The following is an 18,985-nucleotide window of genomic DNA, read 5'->3' on the forward strand; positions in this document are numbered from 1 at the left end:
ACTAACCCTTTTTATATGCTTTTATTTCATCAATATTATTAAAAATATATGAAGCCATTTCCTGAAGTTCTTTATCTGGAATATCCTCCAAAGAATGAATCAGTCTGTTGTGTATTCTTTGGAGATTTGATACAAGCCTAAATTCTTTACAATTAGATATAGCTTGGATTGTTATCTGTAACCAGGCTTTCTGTTCTTCAGAAAGAGCAGATACATCTGATATTCCATTAGGATACTTTTGCTGCAGGATAGAAATTCTATCCTGTATGCTAAGTTCTTTATTCATATCTCAAATCTTAAAATTTTCGCCAATCACGAATAACACAAACTGTATACTCATGATCCTTTGTAGTGTGGTCCTGATGTCCTCTTTCATCAAACAACTGATAGAAAGCAGCTGATTTGTCTTCAGTTTCAGAATAAGACCAGTATTCTTTACCATCAAGAGTTTCACCATTTACAGCTTTTAATGATTTATTGATGATATCTCTGTTTTCCCAAATCTTTTGTAAGAGTTCAATTTTAGGAACAATCCAACCCTTTGAATAATCATCAGCAACTTTATTGCTGTAATCGATACAGCACTGTTTTATCTCAGTCCATTTCTTACTGTATTGGTTTACTCCAATAGCATATTTTGAATCATCTGCAATACAAACAACTGCAATTACATTTTCTTTCTGTTCATCAGAAAGATTTTTAATTTCTTTTGCAGTAAAAATACTTCCATCGTTAAGAATTACATCACCAACAGATAATTCGGGTTCAAGGTCATCACTATAATAACGATCTTTTTGCTTGTCTAATTCAACTTGTTTATCTTCAAGGTCTTTTATTGAGTCATCAATTTTTGAAGTAATACTTGTATTATAGCTCTGGTCTGCAAAAAGGTTTGCTTTGAATGGTACAGCACCTTTTTCCTTTTGCTCTTTCAACTTATCAATTTCAGTTTTAATGCAATTGCTTATTGGTGTATAATTATCTTTTGTAAAATTTTTCTGTAAAGTTAAATGGGCAATATCAGAAAACTCTTTTAATTCATCTCCACCGTAGCACATTTCAATCTTGAAAGTGTGGATTGCATCAGAACTTCCATAATGATAGTTTCGCCACCAGTCTGTCCAAGTAACAGAATCTTTTGAAACTTTGAGTTCTGAAAAAGAAAAATTATTATTTGGTCCAAGCTTGTTTCCATTTGCATCATACAGCATTCCAAATCTATCTGAATAATTTGGCCATTTGAAATCTTCAGAAATATAAGCAGGCAATACAGAATGATCTGCAAATGAAACCTGCTTAGGATTAACAAATTTGTATGCTTTATGGCCATCCTGCATATCATAAAGTTTTGGTGTAAGTTCAAACCATTCTTCATCAACTTTAGCAGTAAATTCTTCAATCTGTTCCTGAATATCTTCTATAGCTGAATCACATGGAATACCATTTTCTTTAAGGCACTTTTCAACAATTTCTTTTGCTTTCTTCTGTTGTTTTTCAGTTCCCCAGATACAATTTTCAATGAGTGAACAATCCATCAAATCAACTTCATTTCTGTCATTCAAGAAAGCAGATGTTTTAAGAATGTGGGCTATTTTCTTCCAGCGGCGGTCCCCGACTTCAAAGAGTTCTCCATTCTTTTTATCTTCGTCAGACATTGCATCGTTCAACAAAGTCATTTCCTTACGAATGGCACTTATAACTTGTTTTGAAACTTCTGAGAGAGTGACTTTATCAATTTCTTTAGACCATTCTTTTAATTCTGTGTTAGAGATGAGAAGCTTTTTATCTTCATCATTGAGTTTGAATTCTTCATGAGCTGGCTGATCTATCATTTCAAAAAAGTCATCTTCGTTCTTTATGAAATCAACAGGAAGCCTAAAGATGAAACGGTCATAGAGTGCTTCAAGACCTTTTCCTTTTGCAGGAAGTTCATTTGATGCAGCAAACAAGGCTTTTAAAGGAACATTCATAACCTTGCTGCCATTATGGAATTTTCTTTCGTTTACAATAGTAAGAAGAGTATTCAAAATTGCAGGACTTGCTTTCCAGATTTCATCGAGAAAGGCAATATCGGCTTCAGGAAGCATCTTATCTGTAAGTCTTCGATATTCCTCTTTTTTATTTCCATTTTCATCAGGAAGCTCTCCATTAAGAGCCTTTAAGGAAATGTTTCCAAAAACTTCTTCTGGAGTAGTGAACTGATTTAATAAAGTTTCAAAATACTTTACACCATCTTTATCATCTGCTTTGAAAGCTTCTTTTATTCTTCGGGTTATCATACTTTTTGCACAACCTGGTGCTCCAAGCATAAACATACTTTCTCCGGCCAATGCTGTAAGTAATCCTAATTTTACAGCTGTTTCCTTTTCATATAAGCCTGCGCCTAAAACTTCTAAAAGTTTCTCAATTCTGTCGTGTTTATTTGTTGCCATAACTTTTTACCTCCGATACAGCATTTATTTATTCACATAATATAGTTACATTTATTTAAGTACTTGATATTTTATTTTGAACTTTTTCGAAAAATTCTTTTATTCTGTTGCTAATATAGCCTTCGTCCTTGTTGAACTTTTCACATAGCTCTTTTTGAGAAGGTAGTTCTTTCTTTGTAAATAAATACTCGAGCAATGAAGGTTCAGCAAAAGAGCGCATCTTGAGCATTTCATATATCTGTTCAGCTTCATATTTGGTTTCTAAAGCAGTAATTGTTCTGAGAGTAATAAAACTTGCCAGATAAACTTTCTGTCTGGCCTGGCATAAATTAAATTCGTCCTCAATAATATTTAAAGTATTAGATACATCTTCCAAAGAAATAAGTAGGGCTTCTGGTGATGGATGATTGTTTCTTACAGAATCAGTATCAAAAATTGATACAGGAGAATCACTATCTGAAGAACACGAGGCAGAAGTTTCTTCAACAGTTTGAGATTGATAATACTTTAGTACAAGGTTTTTTACTTGTTCTACCGTTAAATCAGATTGTTTTGCCAGCCATTCCTGAACATTTTGATTATTAGGATTCTTACCTATCTGTTCTGCTAATTTAATAAGTTTTGCAGCCATATTGTATTCTTCCCGACTGCACATTTTGAGCTTTGAAACTTCACCACGCTGTTTCTTATGTTTTATTTCTGTTTCAAGGCATGTATATAAAAAGCCAATAAATGAATGATTTTCTGCTTCTTTATAATTTAGGATGCATCTTTTTACACAACGAAATATTTCTATTCCAGCATTTCGTACATCATCTTCGTCAAAACAAAGGAGTGTCCATTCCCAAATTGGCGTATATATTTTCTGAATCAACTTTTGAAATTCTATAGAATTTTTATCCTGGAAATTTGAGATGTCCGTAAGTATTGAGAGAATTTTATTTTCATATTCTTCTTTGGACTTTCTGCTTTCCATTTTGTTTCCTATAATGCAAAGAATTCGTCCAAAGCTTTTCTGGCATCTTTACTGTCTTTTGCAACCATTGAACTGGTCAGATTATTGAGATAGTAAAGAGAAGTTACATCATAAAGTTCTGGGTTTGATATATTTTCACCAGTGAAGTTTACTTTTCCATAAACAACAGATTTTACATCACAGTTCAAGAATTTTTCTGCAAAAGAAAGAACGCACATAAGAACCATTGGTAAAGGTTTTGGGCCATATGTTATATCAGCAAATAGTTGAGAGTTGTCATCTATTTTATCAATCATCTGTTTTAGTCTGAGTTCATGATTATTCTTTGTTTCCTTGAATTCTGAATCCAATATATCGTAAGTGATTTTCGCACCAATTTTTGAATTGATGGAATTCAGTTCATTAATAAATAAATCACTATTCTTCTGGTTATTTTCGGTGGCGTTTTCTGTTCTTAGCAGAACAACTTTAATTTCATCTTCTTTTGAAATAGTATCTGCAAGAATGGCATTAATAGGGTAAATAACAGGCTGGGCATATTTGGAATTTGCATTACCAGTTCCTTTGTAAACCATTGGCTTGAGATTACTCTTCATAGGAATATCACAGAATATAATTTTCTTCATAAAGACTCCTAATTTAAATATAATAAATTATCTATATTAGTGACAAGAAAAGTATATAGTTGATATTTTTATGAAAAAATTAGTATTTCAGAGAATTATTCGGATTTAATAACACCCTAAATGAGTTTAATCCTTCTTAGAATTTATTTTTTAGTCTTTGTTTATTAAATTGTCAAAACAAGTAGAACACATTCTTCCGAAATCATCATCCTCTCCAGAAGATGACATATAATTAAAATCACCGTCAGAAATTAATTCTCCACATTCTGAACAAAAATAAAAATCCTCTGTTTCCCATCCGCAATTTTCACAATGAAGTATTCCATCTACCAAAACAGCTGTACTCTGGCAATTCGGACAGTCACATGTTGGTGTTGAGTCTAGACTATGTGGATCACCAGATATATTCTCATCTAAAAATCTTTCAACATATTCTTGCCAAGTATCTGTTATATTTTTAATAGCAAGGAAGGAATCCCAATCTTGTAAATAATCATAAGGTTTTAATCCTAAATCTTCATGCATATACTCAATAATAAAGGGGACCGTTTCTGAATATAATGTTTCCATATCTTGTCTAGAAAATGTATTCATACAATGCTCTACGGTATTTCGCATTCGCTGTATATTAGTAAAGACACCTAACTGTTTGTATTTTTTATAAATATCTGATTCTAAATCAAGTTTTTTGAATCTATCTTCAATTTGCTTATAATCAACCGTTTTTTTCAAATTTTCTGCTTCAGGTAAGGTAAAATTTAAGTCTGCGGACAAACAATCATCATAATTTGCTACAATTAAACATGGTTCTTTTTGATACAACTTACACTTAAACAAAAGAAGTATTCCTGCCCAGAGATTTATTATTGCATATTTATATTTTTGATGTTCGTAACAATTTAGGGATTCATTGAAGAAATCAACTGCATTATCCAACATACTTTCAAAAGTGATTTTCATATATTCTTTCTTTACACCCTTTAATTTTTTTCAACAATATATAAATGTTATATAAAACAGCAATGAGATTGCTCATTATCTTATAACTGTGCCAAATAATCTGTAAGAGACTTTTTGTTTATATATTTAGCCCCCGGAACATTATAATGAGTTAAACCAAGATAACCAATCTTAAAATAACATTTTCCAGGAACTTCCGTTAATTGAACTGTAGACCAATTGTTTTCCCAAAACAGTATATCAATACATCCTTGTTCTGATTCAATATATCCAGCGTATTCTATTTTTTGCTCAAAATAAAATGTCTTTTCCTCAAATCTTGCAAATGGACTTTTGGGCATTTTTTTAGAATTAAATGAAGCAATACAATCCTCAGGCAATAAGGTAATCTTTATAACAAGATTATTTTTCAAAAATGTAATAATCTGCCCATTATCACTAATTTCTTTTAAATCCGGTATAGAATTTAATTGTTCAATTAATACTTTTTTTGCATCTGTTAATGACATAGCTATAACTCCTTAATTTTTTTTAATCGTTTTCATATAAAGAATACAATTCTCTTTCTGCTACATAAGTCAGGCTAAACTGTGTCTTAAAATAGTCAATCAATTCTTCTTTAGTTGATTTTGAAGTCTCAACGGTTTCGATTCTAAAATCAATACCTTTATCCTGTATTTTTATACATCTTTCTACATAAGATGAATCATCATCAATAGGTCCGGTAATAGAAAATTTCTTTTCTGTAAAATCTTTTGATATTAACCACCATGGTCCACCATTTATAGTGGTAATTGTCCATTCTTGCTTTTCAAATTTTTTAGCATTTTTAGATCTTCTATCGTAAGCTTCTGCTTGAGATATTTCCATTCCTGTTCCGTCAAAAATTTTATCATCATCTCCAACCCAAAGCATTAGTTCATCTGGAATCTTAGCACTATCAAATGCAATAATACCTTGTAATGCATCATTATAAGCATCTTCAATTGTTTCACATGGACGAATACTTTTATATGGAGTAGCTTGATCAGGACCCCATATTCCATAATTGCAAATGCCCATATAAAACTCTTTATCATATTGGAGGACATCTATTTTTAAGTCGAAAGGTGCACGATGGTATGAGACAAAAAAAGTTTCTGCCAATCTTGAAACTTCTTGAACTGCAGGTGTTTTTAAGAAAGTTGAGAACTCTGTCACAACCTTATGCGAAATAATAGATGTTGTCTTCTTAGTAGTATTAGTAATTCTATTATCTCGTTTTATCTGGCTCTTTAAAAGTTTGACAACATTTTGAGAATCAACAGCTGGGGAACAGAAAATTGGTTCAAAAAAAGGAAATTTTTCAACTAATTCTTCAAATGAAATATCAAGCAAAAAAGGAATAATGATTTTTATATTTAATCGAATTTGTTTTGATATAACTGTTTTTAATTCAGCTATAGGCCAATTCTTATTAACAAAAGATTTAGAAAGAAACAATACAACATATCTTGATGTATTAAAGCCTTCTGTAAATACTTTATCAATAAGATTATCACCTGGAAGAATTTCAGCTTCATCAAACCAGCAATCAATATTTTCATTTTCGTTAAGTTCATTATAAACTTCACGAACAAACTTTTTGTCTTCACTTGCGTGACTTAAAAAAAACGATTTTTTATTTTCCATTTTTATAATTTTCCTTCAGTCTTAATTATCTGGTATTCAGTTTTCTTAAATCTGCATCATGTTTTATAAATTCTTTCCTAATAGTTTCTTGAATAGTATCGAAATCAATTTCAAAATATTCTTCTCTAAGATAATTTACTAGTTCCGTATAACTATTTTTTAATTTTGAACTTGCTTTTACCATATTATTGAAATCAATTTCTTGCTGTTTATCCTTAAATAAATCCATTGGCATGCTTACATAACAAATAGTTTGGTCTGGATTGCTAACCATTAATTGCGTTACGTAATGAATATATTCCTTCCAATCAGATACAAATGATTTGATTTTCTTTCCAGTTTCTTCTTTATAGAGAAAGAATGATGAACTATTATAATACTCCATAAAGCAATCATATAGAGTTAGGTTAAAAGATCGAATTCTGTCTGGAGTTGCAAATATTTCGTCAAAGAGATGAAATGATATGTAATGTAATAAATGTTCAACTGTTTTTTTATCTTTTTCATTTTTTATATCAGGAGCTTGATTATTGTTTGTAGAATTCGTATGTTCTATGCCATTTGTTTGATCCACTTGAATTTGTTTTAATAAAACTTCAACAATTTTGTCACTGTCATTTACCGATGGAGTATAAATTGGTTCAAAAAAAGGAAATTTTTCAACAAATTCTTCATATGTGACATCTATAAGAAAAGGAATAATTAACTTACTGTCTTTACGAATTTGTTTAGCTACGGCCGTTTCTAATTCAGTTAAAGGCCAAGGTTTTGATAGAAAAGCCTTGGAGATAAATATTACGACATATTTTGAACTTGAAAAACCATCAAATACTTTCCGAACTAAATTATCACCTGGAAGAATTTCAGCTTCATCAAACCATGCTTCTATTCCTAGCACTTTTAGTTTATCATAAACAGAACGTACTAGAGCCTTGTCTTCGCTCGCATGGCTTAAAAAGAATATTTTTCGGTTTGCAATTGTATTTGTTGGCAAGGCTTCCTCCTCTTTAACAGTAACATTTTGAATTTTTATTTTTTTCCCAACTAAAACCATTTCGTAACCTTCATATGAAAGATATTCATTGAAGATTGGAAATAATTCATCAAATTTGGCTTTATCTTCTATGAAATTTATTGGGTTAAATAAAGTTTCAATACAACGATCCATAATTTCTGTCCCGTTGATTTCTTCTAAGATGTCGTCTGTAATTTTCCATCGAGAGGGAGAACCTCCCCATTGATATTCCTTATTTAATCCAAATTGATTGAAAAATTCTATTATTTGAGGACCTGATCTATATTGAGTCCTTTCATTTATCATTTCTCTTAATGCTTTACTACAACTTTTTGAAATTTCCATAATTTTATTCCTTCACACTCACTTGGCCATTCATCAATAATGGAAGAAGCTCATTCATTTGTTCATTTAAAATTCTACTACTTTTCATATTGGCAGCTTTCATCTTAAATAAATTAACCACAGTTTTATTAAATGCCTTTATAACATTTTCAGGAGGAATTGCTATCTTAATATCTCCAAACTTATCTTTTTGCAAATGTTTAAGACCAGAACCAGTAAATAAATTATCATTTATGTATCCAATAATTGATTGAATAAATATGAACATATAACTTGTATATTCAGAAAAATTAATACACCAAGTATCAGTTGAATAAGATGCCTTTCCAAAATAAATTTGTACCGAAGCATTACCGCCTGTACTCAAAAATATATTTAAGTCATCAACTAAATAATCATTAACATAATGAATTGCATTGCCACTTGTAAAAAAGGGAACATTTCCAACACTATCATTTACTTGATTTACTTGTATTTTTGACTTAGTAGATTCAACTAGATAATCAGTAAGTTTTTGAACTTTCCACCCATCTGGAATCTCTCGTCCAAGTTCTTTATTCCAGACCATTTTTCCACCGGAAGCTTTATAGGGGGTACCATTCATATTAGGAAAATCAAACTGAATAAACCAGTAGCCATATATTTCTTTTGCCATGCTTTCAAGCTCTGCGATTATTTTTTTGTTAATTTGAATTTTATTATTTATTGTGGATAAAATCTTTACTACTTCATCCTGATATTCTCTATTTGGTAGAGGTATAAAAACTTCGCTAAATGAAGATTTACTTAACAGAGGGGTTCTAGTTACAGAAGCAATAGAAAATAAGTATTTCTTTTTAGTAGACAACCAATAATATGCATATAGTGGATTGCAAAAAGATTTGAACTCGCAAATGGAATTAATTTGTTGATTCGTGGCACAAGTTTCTTCTGTATAACCAACATTTCCCATATCCCATCCAATACACCCTACCAAAACAGAATTTCCAGATATAGTATTTGATTTTATAGAATTGAATCCTTTTACTGAAATTCTTTTCTCTGCATCAACAATTTTATAACCATCATGCAATTCTGCTGGTGTAATAAATAAATAATCAGAACCATAATTTTCGCTGTCAAAAGTTGACGGAGTTTTTCCTGTTACTACTTTTCCAATTTCCTTTATTCTATATTCTTTTAATTCCATATATTATTTTTCACCATTAATAATTCACAAGTTGCATTAGATAAACTAGCTTTCAAAAATCAATTTTCCAAAATTATTCATAATCTCGTTTTCAAGTTTTTGACTTTCTTCGAACATCGCCCTAAGATTTGTTTTATAAGCATTCATCTTTATGTTGAATTCTTCCTGAGTAATATCAACATAATCAATTTTAATGTCGAAATACTGTCCTGCACTAAGGCTGTAGCCTTTTTCTTTAATCGCATCGTAAGTAACAGCAATACTGAAGTCTTCAATTGTTTCTTTATTTCGGAAGGTTTTTACAATTTTTTTGATTTCTTCAGAACGAAGTCGACGTTTTTGATTGTTGCCTTCTTTGTATTCTTCTCCAAGTTTTGAGGCATCAATAAGAATTACTTTATCATCATCTTTCTTTTCTGTTCGGTCAAAAAAGAGAACACTTACATTTGTTCCTGTTGTAGCAAAAACATTACTTGGCATACTTACTACACCAAAAATAATGTGGTCTTTTACAATGCGTTCAATTATCTTTCGTTCAACACCAGATTTTGCTGTAAGGAATCCGGTTGGAACAACAATAGCACCACGGCCAGTACTTTTTAGGGAATTAATAACATGCTGAATAAAACATGTATAAATTGCCATTTTTGGTTTATTTGGATCAACTGTCTTTACTTTATTTGGAATGCCAGCCCAGAAACGAACTCCATCACTGGCAAGTTTTTCCTGGTACTCAGGGAAGTCCAATTTAAATGGTGGGTTTGAAACTACAAAATCAAACTTCTTGAGTGTTCCATCAGTTTCCTTGTGGAATGGCTCAAGAAGCGTATTTCCCTGAACAACATTAGGAAGACTTCCAACAAGATTATTAAGGATAAGATTAAGTCGAAGCATTTCGCTTGATTTGTCTGAAATATCCTGGCTGTAAATTGAACAGCGGTCTTCTCCAATCTGATGGGCAAGAGCCATAAGCAAAGTTCCTGTTCCTGCAGACGGATCATAACATGTGGCACCTTTGTATTCCTTGTTATCTTCAAGAAGAAGCATTGCCATTACTGTAGCTATTTCGCGAGGGGTATAATATTCGGCATATTTTCCGCCGCCAGCATTGTTATAGTCTTTTATTAAATACTGGAAGATTCCGCTGAAGAAGTCATACTTTTCGTTGAATACTGATTCAAAGTTAAAACTTGCAACTGCACTCATAAGAGAACGGGCAAAGTTGTCTCGCTTTGTTTCATCTTTTACTTCGGTTGTGATTTTAGAGAAAATCTGAACTTTTGTTTTTCCAGATGTTGTTACTGAGAAAGTTTCAGAGTTTAGGCTTGAGATATCAATAAGTGTGGAATCAAGTAAAGTTGAAAAATCCCCATTTCCACTGGCATTATAAAGATGTGCTAAGGTTTGATGAGGTTTTAAGCGAGGTACATTTCCTGGAAGATAAGTAAATAAATCCTCTACTTCGTCTTCGCTAAATGTATCATATTCAGCATCCCATTTTGGAGCTTTTGAAAGTCTATCTTTATATGGACTATCTATATGTTTTGCTTCATAACCGAATTTATCATTGAAGAATTTATAAAGAAATATTTCTGTAATTATGCGGTATTCGCTTCCGCCATTTGCAAGTCCGTATTCTCCGGTTGTCGTTTTTAAGGAATCAATAAGGGCAATTGTTTTTGCGTTAAGTTCTGCGTCTGCCATGGTGTCTCCCATTTTTTTAATATAATATCAAATTAGAAACTGTAAGTCTCATACTGATGTATATATTCATTTGATATTAAGTTTGTTAAATATTTTTTGTCATCGATTGCTGCCTGAATACCAAGAGCGAAAAGTTTTTTACTTACATTACTCATGACATCCTGTTTGAATTTTGCTTCACTGCTTGGCTGAACAATATGTGGATTCAAATCAACATAACCGTCGATAAGGCATTTCATTTCATAAAGATTTTCGCACAAGGTCATCTCATTAGATGATATTATTGGTTTTGAACGAGTAATATTTTCTTCCTGAATGCGTTTCTGAATACGGACAAATTTTTCATCATTGTTATATTTCTTTTTAAGCATATTATTTCTGGCATTGATTTCTTTAATCTTCGCCATTACTTCATCCATATAATGAACTTCTTCTTTTGCTTCTTTTACATTTGCAGGAACAAAACCCTTTTTACGGAAGAAAGAACGGAATTCATCTGAGAGTATTACATACTTTTCTTCTTTTTGGTCAAAGTTACCTTCAAACTCTCGTTGTACTCTTTCGAACTTTTCTTTAAGGTCATTGATTACAATTGCAAGTTCTTCTGGAACACCTTTTATAAAGCTGAAGTCAATTTCACTCAAAGCAAGGTTAATGATTCCGCTTACATCATCTTTATGGTCATTACCTTCCAGCATATTAATGCGTTCAATTCGATGGTTTACTTCTGTGATTAAAGTTGGAATTGTGCCAGGAAGCATATTGCGAACTTTTTCAGATAGTTCAGAATCTCCGCTTGAACGAATTCTGTTTATAAGAGATTTTGCATCATCAAGAGTTGTGCGAAGTTCGTACAAAACATTTTTGTCTTCTATGCTGTCCAATTGAATACGGAACTCTTCTTGATTTGAAACATCATAATACCAGAGAACATTTTTTATTTCCTGAATTTTCTGATTGATTTCTTCTTCACTCTCTATTACCGCTGTTCCAACAGGAAGTTCTTCTCCAGTTTCTGCAGCATCGTTTGTACGGTTCAGTTCTTTTAAGTAGCGGTCATTTGTAGAATCGAAGTTTTCTTTAATATCAACAAAGTCTACTACGTAACCATACTTAAAATCTTTATATGGACGGTTCACTCGGGTAAGAGCCTGAAGCAAATCATGCCCATCTAGTTTTCGGCCAAGATACAACTTCTTAAGACGTGGAGCATCAAAACCTGTAAGAAGCATCTGGTTTACAATGATTACATCTATAGTCTGTTTCTTTTTGAATTCTTCGATGTATTCCTTTCGTTCTTCTTTATCGCCTTCATCGTGAAGAATCAAAGTTGCAAGCAATGGCTTTTCGATTCTTGGAGCCTTCATTGGATCATAAGTTCCGGCAAGCTTCATTTCTTCATATTTTTTTGCTTCATCGTATCTCTTACACCAAAGATCATAGAAGTTTCGTGCCTGCTGGTTTGTCTTGCAAACAACCATTGCAGCAACAGTGTTATCAGCTTTTTCAATTCTGAACTTACGAATATCATCAATAATATAATCAATGAGAGCATTCAGATATTTTTCATGCTCTATAATTGTATCTCTATCAATATCTGATTTCTTAACTTCTACATTTCCAGCAAGTTCATCAAGAATTGCAGTAAGCTTTTCCTTGTAAACTGTCTGAATTGGTTCACGCATAAGTTTGAGTGTGTAACCATCTGCGATTGATTTATCGTAGTAATATGTATCAATATAATCGCCAAATACACGCCAACTTTCACGCTCTTCATGAAGAAGCGGAGTTCCTGTCATTGCAATCTTTATTGCATCTTTATCGGCTTCCAAAAGATTTGCAAGGAATGAACCTTCTGGATTGTATCCACGATGAGCTTCATCAATAAAGAAAATGCGCTGTAGTTTTGTGTTATATGAGTTTTCAATATTTACTGGAGTATGGTCTTCCTTAAACTTCTGAATATTTACGACCATTATTTCCAAAGCACCTTCTTTGTTTTCTACAAGATTGTTGCTTCGGAAATCTGCCATAAGTTCATCACGACTTGAAGCAGAACGAACGTTAAGTCCTCTGCTTGCAAACTCATCTATTGCCTGTTCCATAAGGGCAATACGGTCTACGATGAAATAGAACTTTACAGCAATATTTTTATTAGCAAAGTAGTCTGTAAGACTTTTTACAGAGTAATAAGCAAGAGCTGTTTTACCAGAACCTTGTGTATGCCAGATGATTCCACTTTTTATTCTTTTGTCCAAAGCTCTGCGGATTGCAAGTGAAGCAAACATCTGCTGATATCGCATAATGTGTTTTTGAAGCTCTGTTGTTTTTTCACCATTTTCAAGTTCGATGGTTCTTTCTACATAAGCAAAACCATAGCGAAGCAGGAAAAGAATTCGTTCCTTACATAACATAGATGTAAGGATACGGTTTGTTGGAGTATCAATTTTACAGTTGGTAGTAAACTCTGGAAGGGAAGGAAGAGCCTGACAGTTTCTGTGGCGACATACTTTTTTTACAATGTCATCAGTAATCTGTTCATAAGGATATTTTGCGACAAAGTTTTTATCCTGTTCACGAAAAACATTATAAAATGCTTTTTCTTTCGCTGTACAACAATAGAAGGCTCCCTGGACTGGTACACGGTTGTTGTTATCATATTCCTGATTATTAGAATAAATCATCAACTGTGTGATGTTAAAAAATCTTCTGAAAGCTTTATTCTTAAAACGAGTATTTGTTCTATCGAACTCAGCTTTCATTCCTTCGTGATTATTAGGTTTCTTTACTTCAATAAAAGCAAGTGGGAGTCCGTTTATAAAACATGTTATGTCTGGACGGAAATTATCTTTTGTATCTTCATTTTCACATGTAAATTCTGTTGTTACATGCCATGTGTTATTTTCTGGATTATCAAAATCAATTAATCGAATACCCGATTTTGTTGAAAGGTAAGAATAGAATTCTTTTCCAAGGTCTTCATTATTAAGACAACCAATAAGTTTTGTAAGATAGTTCTTGCAATCTTGTTCTGAAAGTGATGGATTTAATTTGGCAAGTTGTGCAAGAAAAATGTCTGTAAGAATATTAGTACTGTGATCATACTTTTCTATTTTATCAAGATATGTATAACCAAGCTTACAAAGATGCAATGCAGCAGGGACTTGAACTCTGGTATTCTCATTAAAATCTGAAGACATTTTAAAACTACCTTTTTTCTATTATATCACATCTTTTTGATTTTGTGGGGAAAATCCAAGCCCAGCTTGGTCGTCCTCCAGTGGCGAAACACTGGGCGGGGGAGTGAGAAAAAGACCGAAGCATAAGCCACCACTTTGTCTGAAAGCCATTTTGTCCGAGTAGGACTGGCTTTCATGACTGGGGGCGCAATGTTGCGGGATTTTTCGAGAGGCGACGAAACGCCTCTAAGAGAGATAAACCGACGATACGGTTTGGGGCCCCGGACTGAAAATGTTATACCACGCAGTTGGTATGACATTTTCAGTGTGGGGTACACCCAGTTTGGCAAGCCAAATTGTGGTGTAATACGGATTCCAAAAGGAATCCGCAACGTTGCGAAGCAGGGTATTTACCAGAACATAGATGCAAAATCTTCATCGTCGGCATCTACTATATCAATAATAGAGCCACTACATTCTGGATAATAGCAATAAATCAAGTAATCATCTCCTTTATTGAAGACTCGCATTTCTTTTCCCTGAAAAACTCCGCCACAATGAATACACCGAACCCAAGAATCAAGTTTGAAACCATCACCCCTTAATGTAGAGCGTAACACTTTCAATCTGATTTTTTCATCTGTTACTAATTCCATAAAAACCTCCTATCTATTCCACTCATAAGCATCATTAATCTTTTTCTGACGAATGATGTGCTGCTGATGTATCTGATTCTTTTCGTGAATCTGATAATCCAATTCCCCGTTATAAAACTTCTTATTGTAATCAGAAAAGTCTTCACATTTGTTTCTGTCCATTTCATCCGCAAGATTTCTGAAGTCCGTTGGAGTTTTATGCCAAAAATTTTTGAATGCAGCTTTGTACCAGTTCAATTCAGTTGTAATTGCAGTAACAATCTTTTTTACATTTCCAACAAATTTATTGAATCTGGAAGTAAAGTCCTCAAAACGATTGTTTTTAAATGTGCTGATTTCAGAATCAATAGACATGTTTTTTCTTTCAACTTCATCCCAAATCTGATTGTAAGCGTCAACTTTTTGTGATGAAGTTTTAAACAGACTTTTATCACGCTCTAAGTCGTTCTGCTCTAATTCAAGATTTTTAGAGTTCTGGGCAATTTCATTTTTCTGCTCATCAAGTTCTTTCTGCTTTTCGGAAAGCTGATTTTCCTTGTTAAACAAATCCAAAGATTTAACAGTATTTGCCTGAATATCTTTTTCCAGCTGTTCAGATTTCTGATTAAAGGATTCAATATTGTTATCCAAATCAGTTCTATCCTGTTCAAGCTGCTGTTCTTTCTGTGAAAGTTTTTTCTCTTTTTTTTCGTTTTCTTTCATCTGCTGATATACAGGTTTTTGTTTGTGTGAATGCTTTTCACCAGGAGTTCTGTCTATTTTGATTCCACGTTCTTCCGCAAAATCCTGTAAATCATGCCGAACAGCTTCTTCAAACTGCTGCTGTGCAGTACCTTTACCTTTTGCAGTAACGAATCCCATTTCGGCTAATGCACCAGACATGGAACATTGCAATTCCATTCCGGTTTTAAGTGATTTGCCAAGATGAGCAACATACACATAATCAAAATGGATATGTACTGGACTAAAAACCTTCTGACGAGTTTCTTCATCAATTGAAAATTCATCGTTGTGAAGATAAATCCCGATTGGAACAATGTTAGGATAGTTTTCAATCAGGAAATTGCAAAAATCCTTTAATACCATGGAAGCTATTTCATCATCTGGTCTGTTGTCTCTGTTCCCCAGCTGAAGAATCATTTCATAAGCGGGCTTACGGCTTCCATCAGCTTTTGCGTTTTTGTGTTTTCCCTGACGTTTGTCGTTAAGAATTGTTTCCAGATAATTTTCAATCCGACGGTCTTTTCGCTTCTGCTTCGCATTGTATTTTTCTCTTGCTTCGTCGAAAATCTGCCTATAGCACTTATCCAAAGAGCCACAATCAAGAATTGTTTCATGAGGTCTCGAAAGGTCGATATGCTTTTCTGAGCCTACGATTTTTGGGTCACGCTTATTGTGTAAACGCTGAATTATAGGTCTACAATGGCACATTGCCTTGTAGCCCATGAACTCTAAAGTAAAATCTTCATTTTCCATAGGCTACTCCTTTTACAATGCTGCAAGAATTTCTTCTGCGGTTTTACCATTTGCAAGTTCGTCTAAAGCAAACTTTACCCCTTTGAAAAACTCCGATTTATTTATAGAAGAGTTTTCATTGGGTTTTGTTTCTTTTGGCTGTTCTGCCTTTTTGATTTCAGAATATGCCTGATTGATTGTAATTTCCCCAGAAGCGACCTTATCCAAAGTCTGTTCATCAGCTTTTTTTGAAAGCTCACGCATTTTCTGCACCTGACGTTCTGACTTTTTAAGCTGCTCTGCAAGTTTTGCATCAGTAAAATCTTCTGTAGATTTACCTTCTGATTTCGCACTCTGCTTCATTTCTTCCAGCTTTTTGAACATTGCAAAAACTTCTGAATCGCTAAGATTTCTGCGATCAAGCTGTAAATGAAGTTCATACTTCAAAGCTTCGTTTTTATCTGCAAAATCTTTATAGACGACCGGAACATATTTTATTCCTATCTGATTTGCAGCCATAAACCTGGAATTGCCATCCAGAATAGAACCATCTTTTGTTGCAATGATTGGCTGTGATTTATCAAAACCATGCTCTTTCATATCATGCGCAATGCGTTCTACCTTTTCAGGCTCCTGAGCAAAGAGTTCCTTGAAATCTTTATCAAACTTAAGGTTTGAGATTGCAACCATCTGTATTCTTTCAGAATCGAACTTGTTCTGAATATTCTGTTTAGCTGCTTCGAATGAAGTGCCAAATTTTTTATTGAAAAATTTCATATGTTACTCCTATAAAATCTCAGAATCATCATGTCCGGCCGGGTCCAAGATGATTCTGAAGATAAATTACTATTACAAGTTGATATCTCTTAACGATGACCTGTAACTCTCACCCTCGAATTCTACGCTTATGCAAGTTTCTTTTAGCCTATCAAAAACGGCTTCACCGAGTTTTTTTAATAAATCCGCTTTAGAAAGGTTCGAAATTAAAACCGTTGGAAGCATGTTTTCATAACGGCGGCGAAGAATGTAGTTCAGTAAAGCATTTTCCTTTTCCTGCTGCATAGATCGTCCAATCTCATCTATCACCAACATTTTTGTGTTGGAATAAGAGTCCATTAATTCTTCGCGGTTGGTTTTGGAATGAAAATCCTGAGCGGATTCATATTTAAAGATAAGTTCTTCTATTGAGATGAACTTGCCTCCACAGTTACGGATAATAGCAGCTCCAAGATGTGTCTTTCCGAGCCCCTTTGCTCCAAGCAGAAGGAGTACTTTGTCATTACTCTCAAGTTTTGAAAAATTCCTAACCGTCTCCAGATTTCTAGAATCCTTATCATCACGAGGGATGTAAGTGTCAAAAGTTGAATGCCAATAACGCCGTGGAACACCGCTCCTTTCAACGTTTTTCTGCGTCTGATAAGCAGCCTCTTTTTCTGCCTGTTCAGATAATTCTTTTTCACGCTGTCTGACCCATTCATCGCTTTCAGCATTCGCGTCAAACATTTCAAAAAGTGAAACAGAATTTAATTTTTTTATTTCATTCATAAAAAATCTCCTTTAAAAAGGTAAGTCAGCAAGCATTTCATCGGTCACTTCGTCAGCTCCGCTTTCTTTAACAGAACTCACTTTTGATTTGTACCTACGAGGTGCTTTAGCCAACCATTTTTTAAGTGAATCAAAGTCTGATTTTGGATGAGCATGTTTTATCATTTTCCACTTTGAATACTCTGCTATACAAGTTTCAAACTTTTGTTTCCCAAACTCATTAATAAGGCTTTGATATTCCTCTAGACTTAAAAGAACGTTGGTTACGTCTTTTAAATAACTATTATTAATACCTTTATTATTACCTGCGCCATCTGTGACAGGAGGGTTATTGCCATTATTGGCTATACCTTCTTGCCGTTTTTGGCTGTACCATCCCATATATTCAGCTAAAATAGGTTTTGTTGTATCAATTCTTATTTGTCTTTCATCTATTTCTTCTGAACCATTCTTTCGAACAATCTCAACAGTGATGTACCCTTTCTTCTTAAGATCATTTACCCATCTTGAAGCGGTTCGTTCTCCAATGTGAAAACGTTCCATAAGATGCTTGTTGGAAAACCAGCAGAAACCCTTTTCCAGGGAATTAGATGCAATCTCGCCGAATAACAGTTTTTCTCCATCTGGAATATTTAAGTCATCAATGATGAAATCTGGCACAATGATAAAGCGTATCTGTTTCTTTTCATTATCGCCTTCTATATCCATCTGTATCTTCCTTTAAGTGGTGGTCAGATGCTTTAGAAAGCGAATCAAGGTTCCTACGACGATGTGTACAAAGCTCGTAACTTGTTGGTCTACCGTCATGGAAGGTAAAAGAAACTTCAACAGTTCCAAATCGCACATTTTCGCGATTAATGTCCTGAAGTAACTGGATTAATACATCTTCGCTCATTTGCTACCTCCGAATGCTGTTGTTCTGCAAGCTGCAATGTAGTTTTCGAGGTCCTTTCTATGGACAAGCACACGCTTGTGAACTATTGTTCTTGGAAGTTCTGAATAAGAGATGAGAGAATCGAGCGTAGACAATCCTACTCCTAATATCTGCGCAGTCTCCTGGCGGGTAAAGAGGGTTTTAGCTGGCCACTCTGTTATACAATAATTTGAGGTTTTCATAATTCCTCCATAAGAGTTCTTGCTATCTGGAGTGATAGCAGGAATCTGAAGTTGATAGATAGTACTATGCGGTATACAACCACAATCGCGATAGACTAAAGATATCTGAAATCAGT

At 33.6% G+C, this 18,985-nt stretch carries 18 protein-coding genes; all 18 read right to left on the minus strand.

All coding sequences use genetic code 11. The features are described 5' to 3' along the window. Window position 1 precedes the first annotated feature (1 nt). Window positions 2–286: a hypothetical protein gene (locus tag AABJ44_RS01675; RefSeq protein ID WP_338370203.1), complete on the minus strand. Its 285-nt coding sequence runs from the start codon at window positions 284–286 to the stop codon at window positions 2–4. 10 nt (window positions 287–296) lie between these two features. Then, window positions 297–2,432 carry an AAA family ATPase gene (locus AABJ44_RS01680; protein WP_338370204.1) on the minus strand — a complete coding sequence of 712 codons (2,136 nt, stop codon included), beginning with the start codon at window positions 2,430–2,432 and terminating at the stop codon, window positions 297–299. A gap of 55 nt (window positions 2,433–2,487) precedes the next feature. After that, on the minus strand, window positions 2,488–3,408 hold the full coding sequence (locus AABJ44_RS01685; protein WP_338370205.1) for a hypothetical protein: 921 nt from the start codon (window positions 3,406–3,408) through the stop codon (window positions 2,488–2,490). Window positions 3,409–3,416: 8 nt separating this feature from the next. Continuing rightward, window positions 3,417–4,034, minus strand: coding sequence for a TM1812 family CRISPR-associated protein (locus tag AABJ44_RS01690; protein WP_338370206.1), 618 nt, complete (start codon window positions 4,032–4,034; stop codon window positions 3,417–3,419). 150 nt (window positions 4,035–4,184) lie between these two features. Then, window positions 4,185–4,994: a hypothetical protein gene (locus AABJ44_RS01695; protein WP_338370207.1), complete on the minus strand. Its 810-nt coding sequence runs from the start codon at window positions 4,992–4,994 to the stop codon at window positions 4,185–4,187. Window positions 4,995–5,074: 80 nt separating this feature from the next. After that, the gene (locus tag AABJ44_RS01700; protein ID WP_338370208.1) at window positions 5,075–5,503 is read right to left on the minus strand and encodes a hypothetical protein; all 429 of its coding nucleotides are present in this window, start codon (window positions 5,501–5,503) and stop codon (window positions 5,075–5,077) included. 22 nt (window positions 5,504–5,525) lie between these two features. After that, on the minus strand, window positions 5,526–6,665 hold the full coding sequence (locus tag AABJ44_RS01705) for a toll/interleukin-1 receptor domain-containing protein (RefSeq protein ID WP_338370209.1): 1,140 nt from the start codon (window positions 6,663–6,665) through the stop codon (window positions 5,526–5,528). Between the two features lie 25 nt (window positions 6,666–6,690). After that, complete coding sequence (locus AABJ44_RS01710; protein ID WP_338370210.1) at window positions 6,691–8,025, minus strand: toll/interleukin-1 receptor domain-containing protein; 1,335 nt, start codon at window positions 8,023–8,025, stop codon at window positions 6,691–6,693. 4 nt (window positions 8,026–8,029) lie between these two features. After that, window positions 8,030–9,214, minus strand: coding sequence for a restriction endonuclease subunit S (locus AABJ44_RS01715; RefSeq protein ID WP_338370211.1), 1,185 nt, complete (start codon window positions 9,212–9,214; stop codon window positions 8,030–8,032). Window positions 9,215–9,259: 45 nt separating this feature from the next. Then, window positions 9,260–10,918: an HsdM family class I SAM-dependent methyltransferase gene (locus tag AABJ44_RS01720; RefSeq protein ID WP_338370212.1), complete on the minus strand. Its 1,659-nt coding sequence runs from the start codon at window positions 10,916–10,918 to the stop codon at window positions 9,260–9,262. A gap of 32 nt (window positions 10,919–10,950) precedes the next feature. Then, window positions 10,951–14,118 carry an HsdR family type I site-specific deoxyribonuclease gene (locus AABJ44_RS01725; protein WP_338370213.1) on the minus strand — a complete coding sequence of 1,056 codons (3,168 nt, stop codon included), beginning with the start codon at window positions 14,116–14,118 and terminating at the stop codon, window positions 10,951–10,953. Window positions 14,119–14,507: 389 nt separating this feature from the next. Next, window positions 14,508–14,753, minus strand: coding sequence for a hypothetical protein (locus tag AABJ44_RS01730; protein WP_338370214.1), 246 nt, complete (start codon window positions 14,751–14,753; stop codon window positions 14,508–14,510). Window positions 14,754–14,762: 9 nt separating this feature from the next. Further along, the gene (locus AABJ44_RS01735) at window positions 14,763–16,229 is read right to left on the minus strand and encodes a plasmid recombination protein (protein WP_338370215.1); all 1,467 of its coding nucleotides are present in this window, start codon (window positions 16,227–16,229) and stop codon (window positions 14,763–14,765) included. Window positions 16,230–16,241: 12 nt separating this feature from the next. Then, the gene (locus AABJ44_RS01740) at window positions 16,242–16,985 is read right to left on the minus strand and encodes a ParB N-terminal domain-containing protein (RefSeq protein ID WP_338370216.1); all 744 of its coding nucleotides are present in this window, start codon (window positions 16,983–16,985) and stop codon (window positions 16,242–16,244) included. Between the two features lie 72 nt (window positions 16,986–17,057). After that, window positions 17,058–17,753 carry an ATP-binding protein gene (locus tag AABJ44_RS01745; protein WP_338370217.1) on the minus strand — a complete coding sequence of 232 codons (696 nt, stop codon included), beginning with the start codon at window positions 17,751–17,753 and terminating at the stop codon, window positions 17,058–17,060. A gap of 12 nt (window positions 17,754–17,765) precedes the next feature. Continuing rightward, window positions 17,766–18,461 carry a helix-turn-helix domain-containing protein gene (locus AABJ44_RS01750; RefSeq protein WP_338370218.1) on the minus strand — a complete coding sequence of 232 codons (696 nt, stop codon included), beginning with the start codon at window positions 18,459–18,461 and terminating at the stop codon, window positions 17,766–17,768. Then, on the minus strand, window positions 18,442–18,648 hold the full coding sequence (locus AABJ44_RS01755; RefSeq protein WP_338370219.1) for a hypothetical protein: 207 nt from the start codon (window positions 18,646–18,648) through the stop codon (window positions 18,442–18,444). Before AABJ44_RS01755 ends, AABJ44_RS01750 begins: the two co-directional genes overlap by 20 nt. Beyond that, window positions 18,645–18,869 (minus strand): helix-turn-helix transcriptional regulator, encoded by a 225-nt coding sequence (locus AABJ44_RS01760; RefSeq protein WP_338370220.1) that lies wholly within the window; start codon window positions 18,867–18,869, stop codon window positions 18,645–18,647. Before AABJ44_RS01760 ends, AABJ44_RS01755 begins: the two co-directional genes overlap by 4 nt. Window positions 18,870–18,985 lie beyond the last annotated feature (116 nt).

Source organism: Treponema bryantii (assembly GCF_036492245.1).
Classification (GTDB): domain Bacteria; phylum Spirochaetota; class Spirochaetia; order Treponematales; family Treponemataceae; genus Treponema_D; species Treponema_D bryantii_C.